Annotated in this window: 25 protein-coding genes; 13 read left to right on the forward strand and 12 right to left on the reverse strand. The window is 74.4% G+C overall.

The window, feature by feature from the left end:
• Nucleotides 1-30 precede the first annotated feature (30 nt).
• Entirely contained in the window at nt 31-2925 is a 2895-nt protein-coding gene (locus KME80_RS52695) for an AfsR/SARP family transcriptional regulator (protein ID WP_219504170.1), read from the reverse strand.
• A gap of 266 nt (nt 2926-3191) precedes the next feature.
• On the opposite strand from KME80_RS52695, the gene KME80_RS11620 reads away from it, so the two are divergent.
• A complete protein-coding gene (locus KME80_RS11620; RefSeq protein WP_219504172.1) occupies nt 3192-4280 on the forward strand; it encodes a HesA/MoeB/ThiF family protein in 1089 nt (362 codons plus the stop codon).
• A gap of 3 nt (nt 4281-4283) precedes the next feature.
• On the forward strand, nt 4284-5489 hold the full coding sequence (locus KME80_RS11625; RefSeq protein WP_219504175.1) for a hypothetical protein: 1206 nt from the start codon (nt 4284-4286) through the stop codon (nt 5487-5489).
• On the opposite strand, the gene KME80_RS11630 is transcribed toward KME80_RS11625, so the two are convergent.
• On the reverse strand, nt 5467-7779 hold the full coding sequence (locus KME80_RS11630) for a M20/M25/M40 family metallo-hydrolase (RefSeq protein ID WP_219504178.1): 2313 nt from the start codon (nt 7777-7779) through the stop codon (nt 5467-5469). The genes KME80_RS11625 and KME80_RS11630 overlap by 23 nt on opposite strands.
• Before the next feature lie 111 nt (nt 7780-7890).
• Here KME80_RS11630 and KME80_RS11635 point away from each other — a divergent pair, with 111 nt between their 5' ends.
• Nucleotides 7891-8637 carry a PIG-L family deacetylase gene (locus tag KME80_RS11635; protein ID WP_219504182.1) on the forward strand — a complete coding sequence of 249 codons (747 nt, stop codon included), beginning with the start codon at nt 7891-7893 and terminating at the stop codon, nt 8635-8637.
• Here KME80_RS11635 and KME80_RS11640 read toward each other — a convergent pair.
• The gene (locus KME80_RS11640) at nt 8552-10726 is read right to left on the reverse strand and encodes a polysaccharide lyase 8 family protein (protein ID WP_219504184.1); all 2175 of its coding nucleotides are present in this window, start codon (nt 10724-10726) and stop codon (nt 8552-8554) included. The two genes, KME80_RS11635 and KME80_RS11640, sit on opposite strands and share 86 nt — an antisense overlap.
• 47 nt (nt 10727-10773) lie before the next feature.
• Between KME80_RS11640 and KME80_RS11645 the strand changes: the two genes are divergently transcribed.
• A complete protein-coding gene (locus KME80_RS11645; protein ID WP_219504187.1) occupies nt 10774-11472 on the forward strand; it encodes a phosphatase PAP2 family protein in 699 nt (232 codons plus the stop codon).
• On the opposite strand, the gene KME80_RS11650 is transcribed toward KME80_RS11645, so the two are convergent.
• Nucleotides 11448-11909, reverse strand: a complete 462-nt coding sequence (locus tag KME80_RS11650) for a DUF6194 family protein (protein WP_219504190.1) — start codon at nt 11907-11909, stop codon at nt 11448-11450. The two genes, KME80_RS11645 and KME80_RS11650, sit on opposite strands and share 25 nt — an antisense overlap.
• A 63-nt stretch (nt 11910-11972) precedes the next feature.
• Here KME80_RS11650 and KME80_RS11655 point away from each other — a divergent pair, with 63 nt between their 5' ends.
• Together KME80_RS11655 and KME80_RS11660 are read left to right on the forward strand one after the other, a co-directional pair.
• Nucleotides 11973-12689 carry a MerR family transcriptional regulator gene (locus KME80_RS11655; RefSeq protein WP_308125717.1) on the forward strand — a complete coding sequence of 239 codons (717 nt, stop codon included), beginning with the start codon at nt 11973-11975 and terminating at the stop codon, nt 12687-12689.
• 19 nt (nt 12690-12708) lie between these two features.
• Nucleotides 12709-13185: an MSMEG_6728 family protein gene (locus tag KME80_RS11660; RefSeq protein ID WP_219504193.1), complete on the forward strand. Its 477-nt coding sequence runs from the start codon at nt 12709-12711 to the stop codon at nt 13183-13185.
• A gap of 1 nt (nt 13186) precedes the next feature.
• Here KME80_RS11660 and KME80_RS11665 read toward each other — a convergent pair whose 3' ends face one another.
• The gene (locus tag KME80_RS11665; RefSeq protein ID WP_219504196.1) at nt 13187-14644 is read right to left on the reverse strand and encodes a multicopper oxidase family protein; all 1458 of its coding nucleotides are present in this window, start codon (nt 14642-14644) and stop codon (nt 13187-13189) included.
• A complete protein-coding gene (locus tag KME80_RS11670) occupies nt 14641-15009 on the reverse strand; it encodes a hypothetical protein (protein WP_219504199.1) in 369 nt (122 codons plus the stop codon). The genes KME80_RS11665 and KME80_RS11670 overlap by 4 nt, the downstream gene beginning before the upstream one ends.
• Nucleotides 15010-15197: 188 nt before the next feature.
• Between KME80_RS11670 and KME80_RS11675 the strand changes: the two genes are divergently transcribed.
• The 3 genes from KME80_RS11675 (at nt 15198) to KME80_RS11685 (ending at nt 18553) form a co-directional block, all read left to right on the forward strand.
• Nucleotides 15198-16349, forward strand: a complete 1152-nt coding sequence (locus KME80_RS11675; RefSeq protein ID WP_219504202.1) for a sensor histidine kinase — start codon at nt 15198-15200, stop codon at nt 16347-16349.
• Complete coding sequence (locus KME80_RS11680; protein WP_219504206.1) at nt 16346-17011, forward strand: response regulator; 666 nt, start codon at nt 16346-16348, stop codon at nt 17009-17011. The genes KME80_RS11675 and KME80_RS11680 overlap by 4 nt, the downstream gene beginning before the upstream one ends.
• Nucleotides 17012-17155: 144 nt before the next feature.
• Nucleotides 17156-18553, forward strand: a complete 1398-nt coding sequence (locus tag KME80_RS11685; protein ID WP_219504210.1) for an LCP family protein — start codon at nt 17156-17158, stop codon at nt 18551-18553.
• Between the two features lie 3 nt (nt 18554-18556).
• Here the strand turns inward: KME80_RS11685 and KME80_RS11690 are convergent, their stop codons facing one another.
• Nucleotides 18557-18919: a hypothetical protein gene (locus KME80_RS11690; RefSeq protein ID WP_219504213.1), complete on the reverse strand. Its 363-nt coding sequence runs from the start codon at nt 18917-18919 to the stop codon at nt 18557-18559.
• Between the two features lie 125 nt (nt 18920-19044).
• On the opposite strand from KME80_RS11690, the gene KME80_RS11695 reads away from it, so the two are divergent.
• Together KME80_RS11695 and KME80_RS11700 are read left to right on the forward strand one after the other, a co-directional pair.
• On the forward strand, nt 19045-19716 hold the full coding sequence (locus tag KME80_RS11695; RefSeq protein ID WP_219504216.1) for a response regulator transcription factor: 672 nt from the start codon (nt 19045-19047) through the stop codon (nt 19714-19716).
• Nucleotides 19713-20942 (forward strand): sensor histidine kinase, encoded by a 1230-nt coding sequence (locus KME80_RS11700; protein WP_219504218.1) that lies wholly within the window; start codon nt 19713-19715, stop codon nt 20940-20942. The genes KME80_RS11695 and KME80_RS11700 overlap by 4 nt, the downstream gene beginning before the upstream one ends.
• Here the strand turns inward: KME80_RS11700 and KME80_RS11705 are convergent.
• The gene (locus KME80_RS11705) at nt 20937-21746 is read right to left on the reverse strand and encodes an MBL fold metallo-hydrolase (RefSeq protein ID WP_219504220.1); all 810 of its coding nucleotides are present in this window, start codon (nt 21744-21746) and stop codon (nt 20937-20939) included. The two genes, KME80_RS11700 and KME80_RS11705, sit on opposite strands and share 6 nt — an antisense overlap.
• Nucleotides 21747-21774: 28 nt before the next feature.
• Here KME80_RS11705 and KME80_RS11710 point away from each other — a divergent pair, with 28 nt between their 5' ends.
• Nucleotides 21775-22206: a VOC family protein gene (locus KME80_RS11710; protein WP_219504222.1), complete on the forward strand. Its 432-nt coding sequence runs from the start codon at nt 21775-21777 to the stop codon at nt 22204-22206.
• On the opposite strand, the gene KME80_RS11715 is transcribed toward KME80_RS11710, so the two are convergent.
• Nucleotides 22207-22848 carry a response regulator gene (locus tag KME80_RS11715; protein ID WP_219504224.1) on the reverse strand — a complete coding sequence of 214 codons (642 nt, stop codon included), beginning with the start codon at nt 22846-22848 and terminating at the stop codon, nt 22207-22209.
• On the reverse strand, nt 22836-23990 hold the full coding sequence (locus KME80_RS11720; protein WP_219504226.1) for a sensor histidine kinase: 1155 nt from the start codon (nt 23988-23990) through the stop codon (nt 22836-22838). Before KME80_RS11720 ends, KME80_RS11715 begins: the two co-directional genes overlap by 13 nt.
• A 120-nt stretch (nt 23991-24110) precedes the next feature.
• On the opposite strand from KME80_RS11720, the gene KME80_RS11725 reads away from it, so the two are divergent.
• Entirely contained in the window at nt 24111-25292 is a 1182-nt protein-coding gene (locus tag KME80_RS11725) for a TerC family protein (protein ID WP_219504228.1), read from the forward strand.
• Between the two features lie 18 nt (nt 25293-25310).
• On the opposite strand, the gene KME80_RS11730 is transcribed toward KME80_RS11725, so the two are convergent.
• Nucleotides 25311-26258: a TolB-like translocation protein gene (locus tag KME80_RS11730; RefSeq protein WP_219504230.1), complete on the reverse strand. Its 948-nt coding sequence runs from the start codon at nt 26256-26258 to the stop codon at nt 25311-25313.
• Nucleotides 26259-26298: 40 nt separating this feature from the next.
• Nucleotides 26299-26715 (reverse strand): MarR family winged helix-turn-helix transcriptional regulator, encoded by a 417-nt coding sequence (locus KME80_RS11735; RefSeq protein ID WP_219504231.1) that lies wholly within the window; start codon nt 26713-26715, stop codon nt 26299-26301.
• Nucleotides 26716-26757 lie beyond the last annotated feature (42 nt).

Consider the following 26757-nt stretch of genomic DNA (forward strand, 5'->3'; position numbering starts at 1 on the left):
ACTCATGAAGGCGACTAGTCATGGATATGACTATAGCCCGAGCGCGGCCCGGGAGCGGGCGATCTGCTCGCGGGCGCGGGCCGACCAGATCAGCTCGCGGTGCGCGCTCAGCACGGTGTGGCAGGTGGTGAAGTGGGCCAGCGCGGCCCGCTCGTCCCCTTGGCGGCGGCGCACGTCGCCCAGCGTGTAGGCGGTCAGCGCCTCCCCCAGCTCGTCACCGGCGCGGGCGCACATCTCGGCGCACTCGGCGAGCATGCGCTCGGCGGAACCGAAGTGCCCCAGCGCGCCCTCGGCCTCGGCCAGCCGGCGCAGCGCGATCCGCTCGCCGTTGTTCCAGCGCAGCTCACGGCTGAGGTCGAGGCTCGCCCGGTAGTGGCCGACGGCCTCCTCGGTCCGGCCCGTCTCGTGGCAGGCGACGCCCAGCGAGCGCAGGAACCTGGCGCGGTGGACGGCGCTCTCCCCGGCGGCCAGGCCCAGCGCCCGGCGGGAGGTGGCGGCGGCCTCGTCGTAGCGGCCCAGGTAGAGCTGCACCACGGCGACCTCGGTCCACGCGGTCAGCAGCCCGTTCGCGTCGCCGAGCGCGCGGAACCGGCCCGCCGCCCGGACGGCGGTGTCCAGCGCGGCCTCCAGGTCGTCGACCAGCGAGGCGGCGACGCCCAGCAGCGCGTAGGCGGCCGAGTGCTGGTCCCCCGCCCGCTCGCTGCGCGCCAGCAGCCCGCGGAACTCCGCGCCCACGGCATGGGCGCGGCCCCGGTCCATCTCGGCGTCGGCGCGCACCAGCCGCAGGCGCGTCTCGGCCGCGTCGTCGCCCGCCGCCCTGGCCGCCTCGACGGCGGCGTCCAGCATCGTCACGGCGTCCTCGTGGAAGCCCCGTACGACGAGGAAGGGCGCCAGGGCATGGGCGAGGCCGGCCGCGGCGGACGCCAGCCCGGCGCGGGCCGCGGCGGCGACCAGCGCGACGAGCATGCCGCGCTCCGCCGCCAGCCAGGCGCCGTCATCGGGCGAGGGCGGCGTGCGCGCCGGGGCGCCGGGCGGCGGTGGGGCGGGGGCGAGCGGCAGCTCACGCGCGGCGGCGGTGACCCGGGCGCACGCCTCGGCGGTGAGCCGGGCCAGCGCCGCCGCCCGGCCGTCCTCGCTCTCCTCGGCCGCGAAGAGCTCGGCGGCGAAGCTCCACAGCAGGTCGTGCATGCGGTAGCGGGTCTGCTTCGCGGCGTCGACGTCGCTCGCGCTGATCAGCCCGGCGGCGGCGAGCTCCTCCAGGGAGTCGTCGACCTCGCGCACGCCGGCCCCGGCCAGCGCGGCGACCGCCCACGCCGCCACGCTGTCGGCCGCGACCGCGCCGAGGAGCCGGAACGCGAGCCTGGCCGGCGGCGACAGCGACGCGTAGCTCGTCGCGAACGTGGCGCGCACGTCGAGCTGCCCCGCGTGCAGCTCGTTCAGCCGCGCCGACGTGTCCGCGAGCCGCCTGGCGAGCTCGGCCGGCGGCCACGCGGGACGGGTGACGAGACGCGCCCCGGCGATGCGCAGCGCGAGCGGCAGCCGCCCGCACGCGCGCAGGATCGCCTCCGCCGACTCCGGGTCGGCGGCGAGCCGGTCGGCGCCCACCACCCGGGCGAGCAGGTCGCGGGCGTCGGCGGGCGGCGGCACGTCCAGGACGAGCGCGACCGTGCCCGGCACCGTCGGCAGCGGCCCGCGCGACGTGACGACGACCCCCGACCCGGGCGTCCCAGGGAGCAGCGGCTCCACCTGCGTCTCGTCGCCCGCGTCGTCGAGCAGCACCAGGACGGCCCGGTCGGCGATCCTGGCCCGGTACATCGCCGCCTGCTCCTCGGTGGCGGCGGGCAGGATGCCGGGGTCCACGCCGAGCGCCCGCAGCAGCTCGGCGAGCAGGTCGGCCGGATCGCGGGGGTTCGGCGACGCGCCGCCCAGCCGGACGAACAGCTGCCCGTCGGGATAGCGATCGCGCAGCAGGTGGGCGACGTGCACGGCCAGCGTGCTCTTGCCGACGCCCGGCGGGCCGGACACGGTCACGATCGCCGGCGCCGCGCCGCCGGGGTCACTCAGCGCGGTGATCATCTCGCGCGTCTCGGTCTCGCGGCCGACGAACCCGGCGAGGTCGGCCGGCAGCAGGCAGATGCCCGCCCACGCGGGCTCCCGCTCCGGCGCGGCCGGCTCCGCCGGCACCACCGCCGGTCCTGGCGGCTCGACGGGGGCGTCGTTCAGGATGGCCGCGTGCGCGTCGCGTAACTCCTGCCCCGGCTCCACGCCCAGCTCGGCGACCAGCACCGACCTGGCCCTGCGGTACGCCTCCAGCGCCTCGGCGCGCCGGCCCGACCGGTGCAGCGCCAGCATGAGCCGGTGCCACAGCCGCTCGTTGAGCGGGGCGGTCTCCACCAGCGGGGTCAGCTCGCCGACCAGCTCGTCGTGCAGGCCGAGCCGCAGCCGCACGTCGATCCAGCCGAGCCTGGCGCTCTCCCGACGCTCCTCCAGCTCGGCGATGCGGGCGCTCACCTCGCCGCTCAGCGGCACGTCCTCGGCCGGACGGCCGCGCCACAGCGGCAGCGCCCTGGCGAACAGGCGGTGGGCCTCGGTCAGGTCGCCGCGCGCCGACTCCAGCCGGGCCCGCCGTACGTCCTCGTCGAAGGCGAGCAGGTCGAGCCGGTCGGTGCGCAGGCACAGCCGGTAGCCCTGCTCCTGCGTCTCCACGTCGATCGCGGCCTTGCGCAGGACGGAGACGTAGTTCTGCAGGTTGGCCAGGGCGGAGCGGGGCGGCTCTTCCCAGACGGAGGCGATCAGCCGGTCGCTGGAGACGACGGTGTTCGGGTGGAGCAGGAAGACGCTGAGCACCGCGCGGGGCTTGCCCGTGAGTCGCACCGGCCTTCCCGCTTCGGCGACCCGGACGGGACCGAGGATCGCGAAGTCCACTTCCGCCTCCCGAGCACGATCAGCGAAACCCCGACGGGGGGACCTGCTATGGCGACGCTATGGGCATCCTATGGGCCCGAAGAGGAGCTTGATCGAGGACATCCGGAAGGAGGTGCACCCATGAAGATCGAGGTTCGCAAGGTCGAGGCCGTCAAGGCCACGCAGTTCGTGACCTGAGGCACCGCCTCTCAGCGGACCGGGGGGCGGCGCGCCCGTCCCCCGGTCCTCCACAGCCGACGAGATCCCCACGAGCGTCCGGAGCGGCGATGCGAGTGATGTTGAAGGAATGCGCCTGGGAGCGCCTCGGCGACGAGCTCATCGTGGTCCACGACCCGCGCGAGGCGTTCACGCTGGCCGACCCGGAGGGCCGGATCACGGCGCTCCTGGACGAGCTCGGCCGCGGGCCGGCGACCGCGGAGGAGCTGGCCGCCGCGCTGGCGGCGCGGGACGTGACCGTCACGGCCGAGGAGGTCCGCGACGGGCTGACCGGTCTCGACTCCCTCGGCCTGGTCGAGGACGCCGCCGGGCGCTGGCTGGGCGACCCCGGCGCGGACGAGCGCCACTTCTCCAATCTGACCTTCTTCGGCGCCTTCGCCCGGCTCGACACGTCGCGGGCGGAGTTCGTCCGGCGGCTGCGCGAGGCGCACGTCCTGGTGCTCGGCGCCGGGGGCGGCGGCTCCTCGCTCGTGCAGTGCCTGGCCGGGCTGGGCGTCGGCGCGCTGACGCTGGTGGACCGCGACGACATCGCGCCGCGCAACTTCGCCCGCCAGTTCCTGTACCGCCACGCCGACATCGGCCGGTCGAAGGTGGAGCGCGCGGCCGAATGGGTGCGCGAGTACGACCCCGGCATCGAGGTGCGGGCGGTGGACCGGTGGATCTCCGGGCCCGAGGATTTGAAGGACCTGACCGAGGGCGTGCACGTGATGGCCGGCGGCCTGGACGGCGCCCCCGACGCCAACCTGTGGGTGAACGAGGCGGCGCTGCGCGCTGGCGTGCCGCTGGTCGCGGGCGGGATGACGCGCACGCAGCTCATCTACTTCTCCGTCGACCCGGGCCGCAGCGCCTGCCTGCGCTGCGACGAGTCGGACCTGCCGGGGCCGGAGGAGCGCACCTCCGCCGGGGTGGCCCACCGGCTCACCCGGGGGCTCCAGCTCGCCAACGGGCTCACCGGGCCGATGGCGATGCAGGTCGGGTCGCTGGTCGCGTACGAGGTGATGCGTTACCTGACGGGGGTCGAGCCGCCACGCGCGGCGGGGGCGCGGGTGGTCCTCGACCTGCGTGACGGGCTCGTCCCGGTCCGGGTGCCGTTCCCGCGCGATCCGGACTGCCCGGCGTGCGCGCTGGCGCGGCGGTGAGGCGTGGACGTCAGGCTGCGCCCGCTCACGCTGGTCGAGGAGGGTGACGAGGTCCTGGTCGGCGACCCCGGAACCGGCACGTTCGTGACGATGCCCGCCGTGGGCGGGGTGGTGATCGCGGCGTTGCAGCGCGGCGCGAGCGCGGAGGAGGCCGGGGCCGAGGCGGAGGCGTTCGCCGGGGAGCCGGTCGACATGCCGGCGTTCGTGGCGACGCTCGCCGAGCTCGGCTTCGTCGACGACCGGCCGGGCGAGGAGCGCGAGGCCGTGCGCACCGCGCCCATCCAGACGCGGCGCTGGCTCGCCGGGGTGAGCAGCCAGGCGGCGCGGCCGTTCTTCGGCCCGGTGGCCTGGACCCTCTACGGCCTGCTGGCGCTGGGCTGCGTGGCCGTTTTCGTGGCCAGGCCGTCGCTGCTGCCGAGCCCGGCACAGGACGCGTTCCTGCTGGACGACGTGGGGCTGAGCGCGCTGCTGCTGATGCCGTTCGTCATGGTCTCGACCGCGCTGCACGAGTGCGGGCACTGGCTGGCCGCGCGGGCGATCGGCGTCCGCTCCCGCTTCGGCGTGGACCGGCGGCTCATGCTGCTGGTCTTCGAGACCGACCTCACCCAGGTGTGGACGGTGCCGCGCCGCCGGCGATACGGGCCGCTGCTCGGCGGGCTGGCGGTGGACGTCGTCCTGCTCAGCGTGCTGCTGGGCGTCCGCCTGCTGATCCACGAGGGGGTGTGGGCGGCGCCCCCGGCGGTGGACGCGACGCTCGCCGTGTGGGTGTTCCTGAAGCTGGCGGGCATGCTGTGGCAGTGCATGATCTTCCTGCGGACCGATCTGTACGCGGTGCTGGTCAACGCGCTCGGCTGCCGTGACCTGTGGCGGGTCAAGACGCTGCTGCTGCGGCGCGCGTTCGGCCGCCTGACCCCGGCGCAGGCCGCCGAGCTGGTCCGGGCCGCGCCCGCCGACGTGCGGGCGGGGCGCTGGTTCCGGTGGGTGTGGCTGGCCGGGCTCGCCGGGGTGCTGGCCTGGTTCGCCGTGTTCGTGCTGCCGGTCGTGGTGGCCGTGCTGGTGTGGGCGGCCGGCGGGCTGGCCGCCGGGCCGCTCAGCCTCCGGTTCTGGTACGCGCTGCTGTGCGCGGCGCTGCTGCTCGGCCCGACGTCGCTCGCCGTCGCCCTGGCCGTCAGGGAGCGGCTGACGGTCAGATCCGGTACGTCCGGGTGATCGCGACGATGCCGCCGTCCTCCCTGGTGGCGGGGATCAGCCCCGGCGGCCGGGGCGCGAACCCGGGCACCGACGACAGCCCGTCCGTCTCGGAGATCGCCGTCAGCCGGAACCCGGCCTCCGCGCCCGGCACGCGCAGCGTGATCTCCGCGCCGCTCTCGGGCAGGCCGCGGAAGCGGACCTCGCCGGGCCAGGTCTTCGCCCGCGTTCCGGTCACGGGCACGGTGACCGGCCGCGCCCCGGCGACCCCGGCGCCAGCCTCGGTGATCGGCCGCTCGGTGCGGAGCGTGATCGAGCGCGCCCCCTTCCCTGCGACGACCTTCAGCCGGTACGTGTCGCCGTCACGCGAGAGCACGGTGACCCTCGGCCCCCGGGCGTCGACGGCCGGGGCGCGGCCCGTCCACAGCTCGCCCCTGGCGTAGCCGGGCGGCAGGAAGGCGGTGTCGCGGCCCGACACGTACCGCCTGGTCCAGGCCGGCGGGTCGAGGTCGCCGCTGACCCAGCCGGCGACCCGGGTCTCGGCGTCCATCACGTACGCCAGATGGGTGCGGCGCGGGTTGGCCACGTCGAAGTCGTCGACGGCGAGCCCGCCCGCGGCCAGCGCCACCGCCAGCCCGGCGGCCGCGGCGGGCACGCCCACCGCCACCGGCCGGCCCAGCCGGGCCCCGGGCTCCGGCAGCCACAGCTCCACCAGCGGCAGCGCCGTCAGGCCGAAGAGCGCCAGCGTCACGGCGCTCACCCCGCCGAGCGCGAGCCCCATGCCGTCGAAGGCGGTCAGGGCGAGGGCGGGCAGCAGGGCGGCGGCCACGACCGCGCCCGCCGTGATCGACGCGACCCGCCAGACGGCGCCGCGCAGCAAAAGCGCGCCCAGCCCGCCCAGCGCGGCGGCGAGCGCGGGCAGCGCGAACATGAACGACGCCCCCGGCGCGATCTGCGCGCACACCGCCCCCACCAGCGCGGGCCAGGCCAGCGCGCCGATCGCCAGCGCGGCGGGCCCGACCCTGCGCCTCAGCGCCAGGTACCAGCCCAGCACGGCCAGCGCGACCAGCACGGCGACGGCCGCGCGGAACGCCTCCGGCCGGTGCAGCAGCCCGCCCATCCCGTAGTAGTCGGACCGCACGGCCACCAGCACCTCCCACAGCCCCTGCGCCAGGACCGCCGACAGCGCGACCGGGACGACCCCCGACAGCGCGCCGACGGCCGTGCGCGGCAGGCTCGCCAGCCCCCTGCGCCGGGCGAGCAGCGCCAGGGCGGCCACCGCCGCGACGGCGAGCCCGGCCAGCGGCCAGACCAGCGCGTTCGGGTAGGTGATCAGGAAGCCGAAGATCCGGAAGTACGTGACGTCGTGCCCGGCCGCGAGCGCGGGCAGGTCGGCGCCGCCGAGCACGCGGGCCAGCGCCAGCATGTTCGTGCCGTGGTGCTGGAGGCTGCCCCGGTTCAGGAAGGCGAGGGAGTCGTCGGCCGTGTGATAGCGCGAGGAGTCCTGGATGTAGGCGAAGTTCATGCCGGAGAACCCGGCCTCGGTCATCGGGGTGAAGTCGGTGTTGTTCGGCAGCAACCGGTACAGCTCCACCATCATCGAGTCGCCGCGCGGGTGCGGCACCGCGTCGGCGAACGTCTCGACCAGCCCGGCGTTGTCCCGTGACGTCTCGAACATCAGCGACGGCCCGCTGACCCCGCGCGCCTCCCAGTTCAGCAGCACGCCTCCGGCGCGGCCGAGCGGGTGCTCCCTGACGAACGCCTCGGCGCCGAGCACGCCGTCCTCCTCGCCGTCGGTCATCAGGAACACCAGGTCGTTGCGGAGCTCGGCGTCGCCCAGCGCGCGCACGGTCTCCAGCATCGCCGCGACGGCCGCCGCGTCGTCGGAGGCGCCCGGCCCCATCGCCGCCGAGTCGTAGTGCGCGGCGATCACCACGGTGCCGGTCGGGTCGCCGCCGGGCCGGGTGGCCACGATGTTGTGGACCTGCCCGAACGACGCCAGCCCCGTCGAGGGGTTGGCGCCCACCGCCCGCTGCACCCGCACGTCGAGCCCGGCGGCGCGCAGCTCCTTCACCAGGTAGTCCCGGGCCCGCGCACCGGCCGGGCTGCCGATCGGGCGCGGCTCGGTGGCGAAGCGCTCCAGGTGCCGCATCGCCCGCCCGGCGCTGAACTCCCCGGCCGGGGCCGAGGCGGGCAGCGGCTGCATCGTGCTGTTGGCCAGCGCGGTCAGCACGACCACGGCGACCAGCACCAGCAGGGCCGTCACCGCCGCCGGGACGCGGCGCGGGACGTCGAACAACTTCTCGGTCATGGCCGGGAACGCTACGGTCGGCGGCGGGATGTCCGGAATGATGTTTGCGGCCGTTCTCGCCTGTGGTTTTCCACAGGTCGTGGACACGAGAACCGACAGAAAGGTGTCCAGATGGGGTTCGCGGTGTTGGGCGTGCACGCGCATCCGGACGACGAGGCGATCTGGACCGGCGGGACGCTGGCCAGGTTCGCCGCCGAAGGAGCCCGGACGGCGGTCGTGACGTGCACGGGCGCGCCGGGCACGGTCCGGGCCGGTGAGCTGGAGCGGTCGCTGGAGATCCTCGGCGCGGGCGAGCCCCGGCTGCTCGGCTACGGCGACGCCCGCGACGCCGGCGCCGCGCCCGACGCGCCGCGCTTCGTGGACGTGCCGCTCGACGAGGCCGTGGGGCGGCTGGTCGCCCACATCAGGGAGTTCCGGCCCGACGTGGTGCTCACCTATGACGGGTACGGGTCCTACGGGCATCCGGATCACGTGCACGCGCACCGGGTGACGCTGGCGGCGGTCGAGGCGGCCGGCTACAACCAGCTCTTCCCCGAGGCGGGCGAGCCGTGGCGGCCCCGGGCGCTGTACCTGGCGACGATCCCCAGGTCGGTGGTGGCGGCGCAGTGGGAGGCGGTGTTCGGCGCGCCGCCGGAGCCGGGCCACGTGCTGCCGGGCATCCCGGACGCGGACGTCTCGGTGCGGCTGGACGTGGGCCCGTGGGCCGAGCGCAAGTGGGCGGCCATGCACGCGCACGAGTCGGAGCTCAGGCGGGGCGCGTCGCTGACGATGCTCACCTCGCTCCCCGAGCAGGCCCGCGACCAGATGCTCCAGAACGAGTGGTATCGCCTGGCGAGCGGTCAGCCCGTCCTGGGGTGAGCCGCAGGGTGACGCTCTCCGACGCGCCGCCCCGGCCCGCCAGCCCGCCGAACGTGAGCACGGCCCGCGCCCCGACGGCGACCCGGGCCGGCGGCCGGTCTGCCCTGATCACCGCGCTGACCGGCCGGTCCCACGTCACGGTCAGCTCGCCGAGGTCGCGGCGCGGGTCCGACACGGTCACCGTGGCCGTGCCGTCGCCCGGCTCCCGGACCAGGACCGCGCAGGGCGCCGAGGCGGTGAGCGGCCCCGCCGTGCCCCCGGTCCAGAAGTTGACCGCGGTCAGCCCCAGCGACGGCACGTGCACGCCCTGCTGCCGGGCGGTGTTGGCGAGCACCCGCGCCCAGCCGGGATCGGCCGCCCGCGCCCGGGTCTCCTCCTCGGAGGCGTTCGGCAGGAGCTGGTAGACGTACCCGGCGCCGGCCGGGTTGAGCCCGTGGTCCAGCCAGAGGACCACGTGCCCGCCGGCCCGCCGGGTGCGCGCGCCGGTCACCACGTAGCCGCCGTGCCCGTCGAGGTGCGCCCACCCGTCACCGGTGGCGAGCCGGGCGCCGGTGCGCCGGTTGTCCACGACGGTCTCGACCACCGCCCCGTCGAAGCAGGTGATCCCGGCCCCCAGGCACAGCACGGCGTCGTCCAGGAAGAACCACGACTTGAACGCGTCGAGCGTGCTCTCCAGCCCGAGCAGGTGCTGCCCGACCGTGGCGTGCACGCCGTCCGTCGCGCCGCCGACCCAGCGCGCCTGCGGGCACGGCTCGCCCCACGCCCCGCCCGCGCCGTCGGGCAGCCGCCGGGACGAGACCGTCGTGCCCGGCAGCCGGTAGGGGTCGACGCTCTGCCAGAACGTGCCCGAGTACTGGTCCCGGTGCCCCTCGCCCCACCAGTAGAGCATCCCGGAGCCGGTGTGCCAGCCGCGCCGGTTCTCGCCGTTGCCGTGCTCGTAGTGGGCGATCCGGTGCGAGGCCATGCTGAGGGCCGCGCACCAGCCGGGCCTGCGGTGCACGGCGCGGGCGCTCATCGGCAGCAGCCGGTGCCCGACCGGCTCGGCCGCCGCCGCCACCCCGCCGTCGGCCACGACCCGGCCCACGCGGGCGTCGTTCAGCAGGTACGGGTTGCGTGCCGCCCAGCCCTTGACCACGGCCCGCCAGCGGGACCGCTCGGCGGGCCGGGCCGACTCGGCCAGCAGCAGGATCGCCGAGGCCAGCCGCAGCCCCCGGGCCTGGTCGCCGTCCGGCCCCCGGGTGATGCCGCGCCCGCTGACCAGCGGCATGCAGACGCCGTCGCGCACGAACGGCGCGAACGAGCGCTCCACGCTGTCGAACACGACCTGCCTGCCCGGGTCGGTGATCTCCCACGGCGAGCCGCGCAGCACCGCGAACAGGGTCGCCAGCCCCTCCAGCAGGACCGCCCCGTAGCCGCCCTGGTAGGGGACGGTCGTGTGCTGGATGAACGAGCCGTCCCGGTAGAACCCGTCGCCTTCGGTCACGTACCGGAAGACGGGTGACAGCGCCCGGGTGGCGAGCCGGGCCCTGGCGGGGTCGGCGGTGAAAATCGCGCGCAGCAGCGTCACCCTGCACAGGTCCACCCGGTTGGCCCCGGTGCTGGTGCCGCTGTAGTCGGCCAGGCGACTGACCGGGACGAAGTGGTCCACGGCGGCGGCGAGCGCGTCGTCCCGCAGGCCGGTGAGGAGCGCGGCGTCGAGGAGCTTGGCCGGGACGCCGATCTGCCAGTCCCACCAGTTGCCGCCGGGGTCGGCGCCCGCCGCGTAGACGTGGCGGCAGTAGTGGGCGATGCCGGTGGCGACGGCGGCGGCCGGTTCCGGGTCGCCGGTCAGGGCGTGCGCGCGGGCCAGGGCCAGCAGGCGGGCGGGCGTGGCCTTGAGCGAGGGGTAGGGCAGGCCGGGCCAGAGGTGGCCGGGGGCGGGGGCCATCGTGCGGGCGTGCGCGGCCGCCGCGCCGGGCGCGCGGCCGGACAGCCCGGCGAGCGTCACCTCGCGCCAGCGACGGCGCAGCGCCTCGAAGGGGTCGCCCGCGGGGATCAGCGGGCCGGCGGCGGCGAGCTGGAGGAACGACCGCCTGGACAGTTCCGGCACGATCGCATTATCGGACTGATCTCCCCGCGATCGGGTAGCCGCGGGGCATGCGGGACGAGATGGGGCTGGGGGTGCGGCTGACGATCGCCTCGGTCACGGTGGCGGTCGTCATGGTCCCGTTCATGCTGCTGCTCGTGGTGGCCAGGATGCCGCTCAACGACCTCGACGAGGGGGTGGCGCGGCAACTCCACGCGTACGCGCTGGCCAACCCGGACGTGACCACCGCGCTCATCGTGTGGACGGACGCGTTCGGGCCGATGTCGTGGCGGGTGGCGGTCGCGGTGCTGGCGATCTGGCTGGTGCGGCGCGGGGCGCGGCTGCTCGCGCTGTGGGCCGTGACCACGATGGCCGTCGGCGGGCTGCTCGGCGCCCTGATCAAGGTCATCGTGGACCGGGCACGGCCCGACCTGCCCGATCCGGTGGCCCTGGCCGACGGCGACTCGTTCCCGTCGGGGCACGCGCTCAGCGCCACGCTCGGCGCCGGGATCATCCTGCTGACCGTGATGCCGCTGCTCCGGCACCGGGCGGCGGCCTGGGCGCTCGCCTGGTTCCTGGTGGTGACGGTGGCGTGCACGCGGGTGGCGCTGGGCGTGCACTACGTCAGCGACGTCGTCGCGGGCGTGATGCTGGGCGTGGCCGTGATCGCCGCCACCGTGGCCGGGTTCGAGCGGTGGCGGCGATCCGGCGCGTCCCCGCCCTCGGCGGGCCGCCCGGCCGCCGATCAGTCCTCGGCGCGGCGCTCGTAACGCGCCCTGGCGAGCTCGTACGCCTTCCGCAGCAGGTCGCGCAGCGCCGTCTCGGTGCGCGGGCCCGGGTTGACCACGGCCAGCCAGCCCTGCGTGCCGTAGACGGGGTGCGCGATCACGGTGTCGGCGACGCTCGGATCGGTGGTGGCGGGCTCGCGGGGCGTGTGACCGGTCCACTCGACGAACGCGTCCTTCCCGGCGGCGACGTTCACCCGGTAGGCCCCGGGCCGGTCCAGGTGCGACGCCTCGTCGTCCGGGTAGTTCTTGGTCACGACGGTGGCGAAAGGCTGGATGTTGGTCGGGATGACGCCGTCGGGCGAGTAGTAGAAGAACGCGTCGCCCCAGGCGAGCTCCGGCGTGCCGTCGCCGGGCTTCGGCGTGAGGGCTAGGACGCCCTCCAGGTCCGACACGAATGCGATGATCTCGTCTTTCTCCATGTGTTCCAGCGTTACATTGAAGTCCTTGTGGAGGCTTTCGAGCAGACGACAAGGGGATTCCGGGTGCCAGGTCTCCATTTGCGTACGGTGGACGTGGGGCGGCGGGCGGGCTGCTCCGTGCAGCAGGTGCGCAACCTGGAGCGTGACGGCGTGCTGCCCCCGGCGGCGCGCACCGGCACCGGCCACCGCGTCTACGGGGAGGTCCACGTGCGCTCCGCGCTGGCCTACCGGGCGCTCGCGGCGGGCGTGGGGCCGGTCGAGGCCAAGAAGATCATGCGCGCCGCCCACCACCATCCGGAGCCCGGCGTGCTCGCCCTGCTCGACGCGGCGCACGCCCGGCTCGACGCCGAACGCGCGGACCTGCGGCGGGCGCAGGCGGCCGCGCGGGCGATCTCCGGCGAGCCGATCGCGGAGGTGCGGCCGTCCGACGCGATGACCGTCTCCGAGCTGGCCGCCGCGCTCGGCGTGCGCCCGTCGACGCTGCGCCACTGGGACGCCGAGGGCCTGGTCGTCCCCGACCGCGACCAGCCGCGCGGGCCCCGCCGTTACATGCCGGACCAGGTGCGCGACGCCCGGATCGTCCACCAGCTCCGGCTGGCCGGCTACCGCATCGCCCAGCTCAGGGACCTCATGCCCGAGCTGCGGCGGGCCAGGCGCTGGGACGACGTCTCCGCCGCGCTCGCCGCCCGGGAGGCGGACGTCGAGGCCAGGTCACGGGCGCTGCTCGGCGGCGCGGCCGCGCTCTCCGCCGTCCTCGACGCCCACATGCCCGAGCCGTGATCGGGGAAGCACACACAGTGTGCAGACGTTCCTGCCCTTTCCCGACTTCACCCGCACCGCCCGGGTGCTCGACCCGCTGCGCCTGGGCAAGCAGCGGGTCGAGGCGCTGCAGATCCTGCGCGCGCTCACCGTCCCCGGCTACGGCTGGCGCCACCACCCGGCGGTCAAGATGTGGGCCGGCTACGAGGAGGCCCTGGTCCGCTACGGCTTGGAGGTGTGCGGCCACTGGTGCTCCACCGGCCGCGCCGACACCTGCGCCGCCACGATGACGCGCGAGCTGGCCGACACCTGCGGCGCCCGCGACGTGCGCACCCAGCCGGAGCTGGCGCTGGCCGGCGAGCTGCCGCCGTGGCTGGGCGACCCCGACCTGCACCTCAGCCACCGCTCGGCGCTGCTGCGCAAGGACCCCGGCTTCTACCGGCCGCTCTTCGGCGCCGACCCGGACGACCTCGGCTACGTGTGGCCGCCCTCCGACCGGCCGCCCGCCTGCCTGTGACTCACACGACCTCGAAGTTGGCCATCATCGCCATGTCCTCGTGCTCCAGGTTGTGGCAGTGGAAGACGTAGCGCCCCTTGTAGCCGGTGAACCGGGTGACGATCTCCACCGTCTGGGCGTCGCGCAGCTCCACCGTGTCCTTCCACTCGGGCGGCCCCGCCGGGCGCTCCCCGTTCACCGACAGCACCTGGAAGTGCGACAGGTGCAGGTGCACCGGATGGGCGACGTCGCTGGACAGCCGCCAGATCTCGGTGTCGCCCAGCTTCGGCCTGGCGTCCATCCGCTTCGGGTCGAACGGCTTGCCGTTGATCAGCCAGCCGGTGGCGCCGTGCATGCTGCCGCTGCTGAACTCGAAGTCCCTGGTCACCGTGGCCTTCGCCGGGTCCAGCCGCTCGACCGTGGACAGCTTGGCGGGCACCGCCGAGTCGTCGCGGGCGTCCCGGTCCACCACGAACCTCATCACCCTGGCCTGCGGTCCCTCCCCGGCCAGGTTGCGCAGCTCGACCCGGTCTCCGACCTTGTGGGCGGCGAAGTCGACGACCACGTCCACCCTCTCGGCCGGGGCCAGCCGCACCTGCCGCACGGTGACGGGCCCGGTCAGCAGCCCGCCGTCGCTGCCGATCCGCACGATCGGGCCGCCCGTGGACAGCTCGTACGTGCGCGCGTTGGAGGCGTTGAGCAGCCGGAACCTGTAGCGGGCCCGGGCCACGCGCAGCTCCGGCCAGGGCGCGCCGTTGACCAGGATGACGTCGCCGAGCACGCCGCCCATGTACGGCTCCAGCGCGCCCGGCTTGTCGCCGTAGCCGGGGTAGGGCATCTGGCCGTCCTCGGAGAAGGACCGGTCGCAGATCATCAGCGGCAGGTCGCGCTCCCCCGAGGGCAGCGGCAGCGCCTCCTCCTCGGCGTCCCGCACCAGGAAGAACCCGGCGAGGCCGCGCCACACCTGCGGGCCCGTGTAGTCCATGCGGTGGTCGTGATACCAGAGCGTGGCGGCCCGCTGGTCGAGCGGGAAGTCGTAGTCGCGCCGCTGGGCGGGCTGCACCAGGTCCGTCGGGTAGCCGTCGGACTCCGGCGGCGTGTGCCCGCCGTGCAGGTGCATGACGGTCGGCACGTCCAGCTCGTTGGCCAGGCGCACCACGGTCCTGCGGCCGGCCCGCGCCTCGATCGTGGGGCCGGGGAAGCTGCCGCCGTAGCCCCAGATCCGGGTCTTCATGCCCGGCAGGATCTCCACGTCGGCGGCGCGCGGCGTCAGGTCGTAGTAGTCGACGCCGGCGGTCGTGCGGGACGGCTTGGCGATCTCCGGCACCGGCAGCGGCACCGCGTACGGCTTGGGCAGCGGCGCGGTGCTGGTCAGGAGCTGGGGCTGCGGCGTGCCTTCGAGCAGCGAGCAGCCCGGCAGCGCGGCGGCGACGGCGCCCAGCCCGAACAGCTGGAGCGCCCGCCGTCTCGACAGCGTCATGCCGGCACCGGGGAGCGGCTCGGCAGGACCCGGCTGAGCTGCATGACCGTTCCGCCGAACAGGAGCACGCCGAGCGGCAGGTGCAGCACCTTGAGCCCCATGACGCCCAGGACCGCCGCCACGCCGGTGAACACCAGCAGGCCGACCGCCGGCGCGACGAACATGGCGGGGCCGCCGCCCGGACGCCACACCAGGATCGCCGCCACCAGGTGCGCCAGCCCGAGGACCAGCAGCACGCCACCGGACAGCATGTGCATCTGCCGCCCGTCCGGCGACGACAGCAGCAGCCCGGCGGTCACCGCCTGGGCCAGCATGGCGAGCATGTGCAGGACCACCACGACCCGCAGGACAGGGAGGAATCTCATCGCGTTTCCTTTCGACGGCTGTGCCACATCGTGGCCTCCGCGGCCCGTCCCGGTCGTCCTGCGTGGGATGGCATTGCGCGCTACGGCGGGGGGAGAAGCGCGGCGGGTCCCGCTACCACGCGGGGAGTAGCGGCAGGTCAGACCTGGGTCCGATGACGGCGGCGCGGGGCGGGTTCTACGCTGCTCGAATGAAGTTCGAGCACGGCCGGCGCCCGGGCGCCGCCGACGTGACGCTGGCGGTGGCCGTCGCCGCCGTCCTGCTGGCCGTCGTGCTGCCCGGCAACGACACCGGGCCGCTCGGCCAGGCCGCCGTCGTGGCCGGCTCGCTCGCCCTGGTCGCCTGGCGGTGGGCGCCGCTGCCGGCGCTCCTCGTCTCCGCCTGCGGCATGCTGCTCTACGCGACGCAGGCGCAGCCCACGCCGCCGACCGCGTTCCCGGTGCTGCTGTGCCTGTTCGCCACGATCCGGTCAGGCCGCCGGGTGACGGGCATCGCGGTGAGCGCGGTGTTCCTGGCCGGGGCGCTGGCCGCCGGTCTGGCCGGCGACACCGGGCAGCCCGATCAGGAGATCATGCAGGACACCTCGCTGCTGGTCGGCTGGTTCGTCGCGGCGGGCGTGGCGGCGACCGTGAGCAAGCACCGGCAGGCGTTCCTGGAGCAGGCCGAGCAGCGGGCGGCCGAGGCCGAGCGCACCCGCGAGGAGGTGGCCCGCCGCCGCGCGGGCGAGGAGCGGCTGCGCATCGCCAGGGAGCTGCACGACTCGCTCACCCACAGCATCTCGGTCATCAAGGTCCAGGCCGGGGTGGCCATCCACCTGGCGCGCAAGCGCGGCGACGAGGTGCCCGCCGCGCTGCTGGCCATCCAGGAGGCCAGCGGTGACGCGATCCGCGAGCTGCGGGCGACGCTCGACGTGCTGCGCGAGTCCGGCGTCGAGCCGGCCGGCAGCGGCCTCGACCTGCTCGACGACCTGGTCGAGCGGGCCCGCCGCACCGGCCTGGCCGCCACGGTGACGCTCACCGGCGAGCGGCGCGAGCTGCCGCCCGACGTCGACCGGGCCGCCTACCGGATCGTCCAGGAGGCGCTGACCAACGTGTCCAGGCACGCCGGCCAAGCCGCCGCGCTGGTCCGGGTCGACTACCGGCCGGGCGTGCTGGTCGTCCAGGTCGACGACGACGGCTGCGCCGATCCGGGCCGGGCGCCCGTCCCGGGCAACGGGCTGACCGGCATGCGCGAGCGCGTCACCGCGCTCGGCGGCAGCCTGCACGCCGCCCCCCGCCCCGAGGGCGGGTTCACCGTGCGGGCCGAGCTGCCGCTCGCCCGGGAGCTGGAGCGGGCGTCATGATCCGGGTCCTCATCGTCGACGACCAGGCGCTCATCCGGGGCGGCTTCCGCGCCCTGCTGGAGGCGGAGGACGACATCGAGGTCGTAGCCGAGGCGGTGCACGGCGAGCAGGCCGTCGCCCTCGCCCTGGAGCACCGGCCCGACGTGGCGCTGATCGACGTGCAGATGCCGGTGATGGACGGCATCGAGGCCACCCGCCGCATCGCCGCCGACGAGCGGCTGTCCGGCGTGCACGTGGTGATCCTCACCAACTACGGCGTCGACGAGTACGTCTACGACGCGCTGCGGGCGGGGGCCGCCGGGTTCCTGGTCAAGGACACCGAGCCCGATGACCTGCTCCAGGGCGTCCGGGTGGCGGCCAGGGGCGACGCGCTGCTGTCGCCGTCGATCACCCGCCGCCTGATCGGCGCGTTCATGGCCAACCGGCCCGAGCCGGAGCCCGTCGGCCTCGACACGCTGACCAACCGGGAGCGGGAGGTGACGGCGCTGGTGGCGCGCGGCCTGTCCAACGACGAGATCGCCGCCGAGATGGTGATCAGCCCGATGACCGCCAAGACCCACGTCAGCCGGGCCATGACCAAGCTGGGCGCCAGGGACCGGGCGCAGCTCGTCGTCTTCGCCTACGAGTCGGGGCTGGTGACCCCGCGCTCCACGGTCACCTGACCGCGCCCGCTGCCGGATCGACCCCGGCTGATCTGCGCCGATCCCCCGTGCCCGGCGGGCTCGCTGAACTACACTCGCACCGGCCGGAACCCGTTTACGAGCCTAGGGCGCTCCTGCCCGCGGCCCCGAACGCCTGGGAGTCACGTGAGCAGCGGGCTAGTCGACGCACCGCCGACCCCGTCCACCACCCGGCCACGACGGCGCTGGCTGCGCCGGGTGATCGTGGCCGTGACGGCGCTCGTGCTGCTCGTGACCGGGGCTGCGGTCGCCGTCGCCGTGCGGCTGACCGGCAACGTGGAGCACACCGACGTGGCCGGTGACCTCGGCACCGCCCGCCCGGCCAAGGTCGCCGCGAGCGCGCTCAACGTGCTGATCGTCGGCTCCGACCAGCGTGACGGCCGCAACGCCCGCTACGGCCGCCGCATCACCGGCGAGCGCACCGACACGATCATGCTCGCCCACCTGTCGTCCGACCGCGAGAACGCGATGGTGATCAGCTTCCCGCGCGACTCGATGGTCCAGCTCCCCGCCTGCCGCGCCAAGGGCGGGCTGCCCGGCCAGCAGCCCCACGTCGGCATGATCAACGAGTCGTTCAACTCGGGCGGCATCGGCTGCACCTGGAAGACCATCGAGTCGCTCACCGGCATCCACATCGACCACTTCGTCAAGGTCGACTTCAGCGGGTTCAAGGACATGGTCGACGCCGTCGGCGGCGTCGAGGTGTGCCTGCCGGAGCGGGTCGACGACGACAAGGCCATGCTCCACCTGCCCGCGGGCCGCCAGACGCTCGGCGGCGAGCAGGCGCTCGGCTACGTCCGGGCCCGCTACAGCTTCGGCGACGGCTCCGACATCGGCCGGATCCAGCGGCAGCAGATGTTCATCGCCTCGATGGCGAAGAAGGTGATGAGCGGCGAGACGCTCACCGACCCGGTCCGGCTGTTCGGCTTCCTCGACGCCGGCACCAAGGCCGTCACCACCGACCCCGGCCTGACGCCCGGCGTGATGAAGGACCTGGCGGAGAGCCTGCGCGGGCTCACCGCCGGGAAGATCCGGTTCATCACCACGCCGTGGCACTACTCGGTCAGCCAGCCGGGCCGGGTCGAATGGGTGCAGCCCCAGGCGAACCAGCTCTTCCGCATCGTGGCCAAGGACGCCGAGCTCACCGGCGTCCAGGGTGGCCAAGCCAAGATGCCGAGGTCGAAGGTCGCCGTGGAGCTGCGCAACGGCACCTACCGCACCGGTCTCGGGGCCCAGGTGGCAGCCGTGCTCGAACAGCGCGGCTATCACATCGTCAAGATCGCCGACACCGTACGGAAGCCGTACCGGAAGTCGATGATCCTTTACGGGCCCAACGGCGAGGCGCGGGTGCCGACACTGGCCAAGGACCTGCCGAGGAGCAGGCCGAGGCTGGTGCCGGCGGCCCGGACGGCGCGGCTGGTGCTGATCCTGGGCGACGACTGGCGCGGGCTCAAGCCGCTCGACCCGGCCGACGGCGAGGCGATCAAGGGGTTCGACGCCACGCACGACACCTGCGCCGGCTGACCCCTACTGCTTGCGCACGCAGGAGATCGTCTCCAGCTGCACGACCTTGGTGGGGCCCGCGCCGGCCTCGGTGCCGGCCTCGGTTGCGGGCCTGGCGGGGGCGAACTCCACCTCGGTCGCCGCCTCCGCGTCAAGCACGTCCGTCGGGATCGCGCCGGGTTCGTCCGCCTTGACCCAGTCCTGCCCGGCGGGCTCGGCGGGGATCGCCGGGACGGCCTTGGCGACCTCCAGCTCGACCGTCTTGCCGTCGGGCGTGGTGCAGGTGACCTGGTGGGGCACATCGTCGGCGGCCAGGGCGGAGCCGCCCAGCCCGGCCAGCGCCAGCACCGCGACCGCGCCGAGCACCGCGAACCGTCGTCTGATCATGTGCTTCTCCTCTGTGGATGGGACGTTGCGGGGTTCAGGCTGGCGGGCCGCACCTGAAGCGACCCTGAACGCGCCCTAAGTGATCTTCAGGTTGGCTTTAGGCGCGATGCGGCACGCTGGCCGGTGTGCGGGTGCTACTGGTGGAGGACGAGCGGCGGCTGGCCGAGCTGGTCAGGAACGGGCTGACCGGCGAGGGGTTCGCGGTCGACGTGGCCCACGACGGGCGCGACGGGCTGTGGATGGCCACGGAGAACGCCTACGACGTGATCGTGCTGGACGTGATGCTGCCCCGGCTCAACGGCTACGCGCTCTGCTCGCGGCTGCGCGAGGCCGGCGACTGGACCCCGATCATGATGCTCACCGCCAAGGACGGCGTCCACGACGAGGCCGAGGCGCTCGACAACGGCGCCGACGACTACCTGTCCAAGCCGTTCTCGTACGTGGTGCTGCTGGCCAGGCTGCGTGCGCTGGTGCGGCGCGGCGGCCGGGAGCGGCCCGTGTCGCTCACCGTGGGCGACCTGGTCATCAACCCCGCCGGGCTGCGCTGCCGCCGGGGCGCGGCGGAGATCGCGCTGACGCCCAAGGAGTTCGCGGTGCTGCACGGGCTGGCCAGGCGGGCCGGTGAGGTGGTGTCCAAGAGCGAGCTGCTCGCCCAGGCGTGGGACTTCTCCTACGACGGCGACCCGAACATCGTCGAGGTGTACATCAGCGCGCTGCGCCGCAAGATCGACCAGCCGTTCGGCCGGTCCACCCTGGTCACGGTGCGCGGCGCCGGCTACCGGCTGGAGGCGGAGTGAACCTGTCGTCCGTGCGGGTGCGCGCCACGGCGGCGGCGACCCTGATCGTCGCGCTGGCGCTGGGCACCGCCGCGATCGCGCTGGTGACGGTGCTGCGCGGCAGCCTGGAGGGCAGCGCCGGCATGGAGGCGGCCAGGAAGGCGGCCGCCGTCGCCCCCGCGCTGACCGTCGAGGCCGTGCCCGCCCTCCCGGCCGAGCCGCTGACGGTGGCCGACCCCGACGTGTGGGTCGGCGGCGAGGACTCCCTCGGCACGTGGGCGCCCGCGGGCGAGTACGCGGTCGCCCGGCTCCAGGTGCCGACCGCCGACGGCGACACCACCGTGTGGGGCAGGGCCTCGCTGGAAGGGGCCGAGCAGGCGCTGGCGACGCTCAACGGCGTGCTGCTGCCCGGCCTGCCCGCGCTGCTGGCCGTGGTCGCCGGGATGACCTGGTTCGCGGTCGGCCGGGTGCTGCGCCCGGTGGCGGCGATCCGCGCCAAGCTCGCCCACATCACCGCCCGCGACCTGTACGAACGGGTGCCGGTCCCGCGCTCGCGCGACGAGGTCGCCGCGCTGGCGGTCACCGTGAACGGGACCCTCGACCGGCTGGAGACGTCCGTCGAGACGCACAAGCGGTTCGTCGCCGACGCGGCGCACGAGCTGCGCAGCCCGATCGCCACCCTGCGCGCCCGGCTGGAGCTCGCCGAGCCCAGCGAGCTGACCGCCGAGGCCCTGGCCGACGTCGACCGCATCCAGACACTGGCCGCCGACCTGCTGCTGCTCGCCCGGCTCGACGCCGGGGAACCGCTGCCCGCCGCCGACGTCGACCTCGGCCAGGTGGCCGTGGAGGAGGCGCTGCGCGCCCGGCGCCGCCCCGGCGTCGAGCTCGACCTGGAGATCGAACCCGACGTGGTGATCAGCGGCTCGCCCGGTCACCTCGCCCGCCTGGTCACCAACCTCGTCGACAACGCCGCCCGGCACGCCGGCTCCCGCGTCCGGGTCAGCGTCCGCGCCGACGGCGGCGGGGCCGTGCTCCAGGTGCGTGACGACGGCCCAGGCATCCCCGCCGAGCATCGGGAGGCGGTGTTCGACCGGTTCACCCGGCTGGACGAGGCGCGGGCCAGGGACGCGGGCGGCGCCGGACTGGGCCTGGCCATCGCCCGCGACATCGCCACCCTGCACGGCGGCACCCTCACGGCCGGGGTCGACGGGCTCACCGCCCGCTTCCCCCGGCCGCCGCGCTCATAGCGTCTGGTCGAGCTGCAGGAAGGCCCGCTCGATCACCTGCCGGGTCACCTGCTCGTCGTACGGGAACCGGTGGACGAGGTCGCGCAGCCCCTCCACGTGGGCCTGCCTGGCCAGCTCCGCCACCGCCGTCAGCTCGGCGTGCTGCCTCACCACGAAGTCGCGGTCCACGACCGCGCCGTGGCCCGGCACGTACACGAGCTCGCGCGTCTCCTCCAGCATGCGCGCGGTCGTGTCGGGCCAGTCGAGCGGGTACGAGTCGCCGAACGCCGGCGGCGCACCCTCCTCCACCAGGTCACCGGCGAACACCACTCCTGCGTCGGGCACGTGCGCGACGATGTCGTTCGAGCTGTGGCCCAGCCCGAAATGCCGCAGATGGACCATCCGGCCGCCGATGTCGAGCGTCGCCGTCGAGGTGAACGTGTGATCCGGCGGCACGATCTCCACCTCCTCCACCTCGGCACGCCGCTCCTCGGGGACGAACCCGGCGACCTTGGCCCGCTGCTCCCGGCCGTCCCGCTCGATCTCCTCCGCGCACCTGACATGCCCCCAGATCTCCGCGGGCTGGAACAGGGCGTTGCCGAAATAGTGGTCGAAATGCGCGTGGCTGTTCACGACCGTCCACGGGCTGGTGGTGATCCGCCTGATGGCCTCGATCAGATCGGCGGCCTCCCGATGCGACATGCGGGTGTCGAACACCATGCAGTGCCCGTCCCCGACGACCAGCCCCACGTTCAGGTCGTACGACGCGTGCCGCCGGACATAGACCCGGTCGCCGACCTCTGTCCACTGCTCAAGTGCCGTCATGGCCCACGACCCTACTTAGGATCAGGACATGGCATTCGATATCCAGATCGTCATCGACTCCCAGGCCCCGCACCCGCTGGCCGACTGGTGGGCGGAGGCGCTCGGCTGGCAGGTGGAGCGGCAGGACGAGGCGTTCATCCGCAGCCTGATCGAGAAGGGCCACGCGACGGAGGACGACACCATGTTCCACCGCGGCAACCTGGTGTGGAAGGACGGCGCCGCCATCCGCCACCCCGGCGGGCTGGAGCGGGCCCCGCGCGTGCTGTTCCAGCTCGTGCCCGAGGCCAAGACGGTCAAGAACCGGGTGCACCTGGACGTCCGGGTGGGCGCCGACAACATCGACGCCGAGGTCGAGCGGCTGGTCGCCCACGGCGCCACCGTGCTGCACAAGGGCCGCCAGGGCCCCACCTGGTGGGTCACCATCGCCGACCCCGAGGGCAACGAGCTCTGCCTGGCCTGATCACGCCCGGAGGTAGGCCAGCACCGCCAGGACCCGGCGGTGCCCGTCGGCGGCGGGAGGCAGGTCGAGCTTGCTGAAGATGTTGGCGATGTGCTTGGCCACCGCCGCCTCCGTGACGACCAGCTCGCGGGCGATCGAGGCGTTGGCCCGCCCCTCCGCGATCAGCGCCAGCACCTCCAGCTCCCGGGGTGTCAGCCGCTCCAGCGGGTCGCGCCGCCGCCGCAGCAACTGCCGCACCACCTCGGGATCGACGACCGTCGCGCCCCCGGCCACCCTGACCAGCGCGTCGACGAACTCGCGCACCTCCCCAACCCGGTCCTTCAGCAGGTAGCCGATGCCCGCCCCGCCCCCGGAGTCGAGCAGCTCGGCCGCGTAGGTCTGCTCGACGTACTGGCTGAGCACGAGCACCGCCAGGTCGGGCCGCTCCGCCCGCAGCACCAGCGCCGCGCGCAGCCCCTCGTCGGCGAACCCGGGCGGCATCCGCACGTCCGTCACCACCGCGTCGGGCCGCAGCTCGCGCGCGGCCGCCACCAGCGCGTCGGCGTCGCCCACCGACGCGACCACCTCGTGCCCGAAGCGTTGCAGCAGCCCGGCCAAACCCTCACGCAGCAGGACGGCGTCTTCGGCGATCACCACGCGCACGGGATCTCCACTCTGAGCAGGGTCGGCCCACCGGCCGGACTTCGCAAGGACAGTTTCCCGTCGACGACGGCCAGCCGGTCGGCCAGCCCCGTGAGGCCGCTCCCACGGGCCGGATCGGCCCCGCCGCGCCCGTCGTCGTACACCTCGACGACCAGCGTGCCGTCATGGACGTGCCCGGTGACGCGGGCCCGGGACGCGCCGCTGTGCTTGGCGACGTTGGCCAGCGCCTCGCTGATCACGTAGTAGGCCGTCACCTCGACCGCCTCCGCCGGCCTGCGGGGCAGCTCGATCGCCACCTCGACCGGCACCGGCGACCGGCCGGCCACGTCGTGCACCGCGGCAGCCAGCCCGCGCCCGGTCAGCACCTCCGGATGCACGCCCCGGATCAGCTCGCGCAGCTCGGCCAGCGCCCGCTTCGCCTCGTCCTGCGCCAGCCCCACCAGCCTGCCCACCGGAGAGTCGTCCGGCAGGTCGAGCCGGGCCATGCCCAGGCTCATCGACAGCGCCACCAGCCGCTGCTGCGCGCCGTCGTGCAGGTCACGCTCGATCCGCCGCCGCTCCAGCTCGAACGCGTCGACCAGCCGGGCGCGCGAGCGCAGCACCTCGGCGAGCTCGGTGTCGTACGGCGCCAGCATCGCCCGCGCCATCGCGCCCCGCCCGCCGGCCCACGCGGTCACCACGTACGCCGCCACCGGGACCAGCACCACCCCAGCCACGCTCGCGGCCGCCCCCACCCCCGGCGTCACCAGCGGCTGGACCAGCGGCGTCAGGATCAGCAGCACCGGCCCGACCGCCGTCAGCAGGATCATCAGCAGGTCGATCCACCACAGGGCCAGCGCCACGAGCACGGCCAGCCCGAGCTCCCGCCCGCGCGCCACCGGCCCCAGCGCCCTGCCGTCCACCAGCCGCAGCCGCCGCCGCTCCAGCCACCCCACCAGCGGCAGCGTGCCCACCAGGAGCACCACCGCGCCGACCAGCCGCACCTCGACCGGCAGCACGTCACCCGTGATCCCGGCGAACAGCACGATCACGCCGGGCAGCTGCCCGGCCACCAGGTACGCCAGCGACCGCCACGGCCACGCCGACGTCAGGAAAGCCACCGGCCTCCTGCTGAGCGCCTCCAGCGCGGTCCTCGTCAACACACGTGCGACCGTATCGAGGAGCCGCAGGTCACGGCAGTAGTCCTAGGTCTACCGTTCGATCGCTTGAGGTCTGCCCGCCGGGGTACTGCTCACTGATCGGCGACGCGATGGAGGTCACGGGTGGACGTGCCGTCCCTGGTGTGGTGGCTGACGGTCCTCGGGATCGTCGGCCTGCTGCTGTTCGACTTCTTCTTCCACGTACGCAAGGCGCACATCCCGACGTTGCGCGAGGCGGCGGTGTGGTCGGCGGCCTATGTGGGCGTCGCGTTGCTGTTCGGCGTCGGGGTGTGGCTGTTCGGCGGCGCCGACATGGGGGCCGAGTACTTCGCCGGGTACGTGACGGAGAAGGCGCTCTCGGTCGACAACCTGTTCGTCTTCCTCGTCATCATGTCAGGCTTCCGGGTGCCGCGGGCCGACCAGCAGAAGGTGCTGCTGTTCGGCATCACGTTCGCGCTGGTGGCGCGCACCGGGTTCATCTTCCTGGGCGCGGCGCTCATCAACACGTTCGCGTGGGCGTTCTACCTGTTCGGCCTCATCCTGCTCATCACCGCGGGCAACCTGCTCAAGCCGGAGAGCCAGGAAAGCCACTCGCCGGACAACCTGATGACCCGGCTGGCCCGCCGGTTCTTCCGCACCTCCGAGCACTACGACGGCGACCGGCTCACCACGGTCGTCGACGGCCACCGCGTGCTGACGCCCATGCTGCTCGTCATGATCGCTATCGCGGGCACGGACCTGCTGTTCGCGCTCGACTCCATCCCGGCGATCTTCGGCCTCACCCAGAACGTCTACCTGGTCTTCACCGCCACCGCGTTCTCGCTGCTGGGGCTGCGTCAGCTCTACTTCCTCATCGACGAGCTGCTGGACCGGCTCATCTACCTGTCCTTCGGCCTGGCGGCGGTGCTGGCGTTCATCGGCGTCAAGCTCGTCCTGCACGCGCTGCACGAGAACAACGTGCCGTTCATCAACGACGGCGAGCCCGTGCCCGTCACCGAGATCAGCACCGGCCTGTCCCTGTCGGTGATCATCGGCGTCCTCATCGTCACGATCGCCGCCTCGCTGCTCAGCACCCGGGGACGCGCCCAGAACATCGCCTCCTGCGCCCGGCGCTGCGCCACCGCCTACCTGGAGGACGACCTCGACCCCGCCGAGCGCGACGCCACCTACCGCAGGCTCGTCATCGAGGAGGAGCGGCTGCGCGGGCTCCCGGAGAAGTTCCGCGCCAAGCTCCGCGAGGACGAGCGGCTCATGTCACTGATCCGCCGCGCCCACGAACGCCACGCCGCCCACGCCGGCCGCTGACCTCCTCACGACGATCGCTCAGCGAACCACCTGGAGCAGGGCCTGGTCCTTGGCGGCGGCCGGCTCGGCGAGGCGCTGCACCTGGCGGCCCTTGGCGTCCAGGACGACCAGCGTGTTGGCCGTGCGGCCCGCGACGCGCACCGCCAGGCGCCCGTCGGGCAGATGGAACGCGCCGAGCAGGCGGCCCTTGACGCCGATCGGCACCCGGCGGCCGGTCGCCGTGTCGACCAGCGTCGGGGTGAACGACGTCGGCCACACGCCGTCGCCGCCCGGATCGGTGGGCCGGAGGGTGCTGACGACCACGTGACGGCCGCCCGGCGACAGGCTCTGGACGTGGTTGGCCAGCTTGACGCCCTTCACCTTGACCGACCTGCCGGTCCTGGTGTCGAGCCGGTGGACGCCCTCGGTGGTGCCGGCGTAGCCCGCCAGGTAGCGGCCGTCGGGGGACCAGGCGAGGTGGCAGGGGCCGGCCGTCCGGCCGAGGACCCGCGCGCCACGGCCGTCGGCGCCGACCACGCGCACCTGCGAACCGTCGCCGCCGACGTACGCCACCCGCCGGGAGTCGGGCGACCACACCGGTGACAGGCAGGGGATGTCGCCCTGGAGCCCGCGCGCGACCGTGCGGGTCCTGCCGCCGTCGCGCACCTGGAGCCGGCCGCCGGACGTGATCCACGCGACCTTCCGCCCGTCGGGCGAGGCCGCGAACTGCGCGCTCTGCCCCGGCTTCCCCAGCTCGGCGGGACGCCCGCCGTAGCGGGTGACGGTGTAGCCACGGTCGTAGGCCGCGTAGACGGCGACCCCGGACAGCGGGGCGGGCGCGGCGTTGGAGACAGCGGCGGTGGAGGCCGCGGCGTTGGAGACTGCAGCGGTGGAGGCCGCGGCGTGGGGCGTCGCGGCCGAGGCCGCCGGGGCGGCGGCCAGCAGGGTGGCGGCGCCCAGCACGGCACTTGCCAGAGATCGATGCATGCTCGGATTGTCCCAGCGCACCGCCCGCCACACGAGGCTTTCAGCCCGGCAACCCGTCGACGAACCTGGTCAGCAGCCTGGCGAACTCCGTGCGCTCCGCCTCGCTCCAGCCCGCCATCGCGCCGGCGAACACCGCCTGGCGTGACCGGCGCGCCTCCTCGACCGCGGCCTGCCCGGCGTCGGTGAGCACGAGGACCGAACGGCGCCCGTCGGCCTGGTCGGCGCGGCGGCGCACCCAGCCGGCCTCGACCGCCGCGGCCACGAGCTTGCTGGCCCGGGGCTGGTCGACGCCGAGCGCCTGAGCCACGGTGCTCACGGTGGCGGGCCCGGCGCCGTCGATCGCGTCGAGGACGTCGAACGCCTGCCCCGTCACCCCGGCGAGCCGGGCCAGCGCCCGCCTCCTCTGCCTGCGCCGGATGGTCACCATGGCCTGCTCAACCCGTTCGACAGCGTCCATGCCCCCATGATACATGTCATGAGACAAGTAGATGTCCTAAGA

The sequence above is a fragment of the Nonomuraea ceibae genome (assembly GCF_019396325.1).
GTDB lineage: Bacteria > Actinomycetota > Actinomycetes > Streptosporangiales > Streptosporangiaceae > Nonomuraea > Nonomuraea ceibae.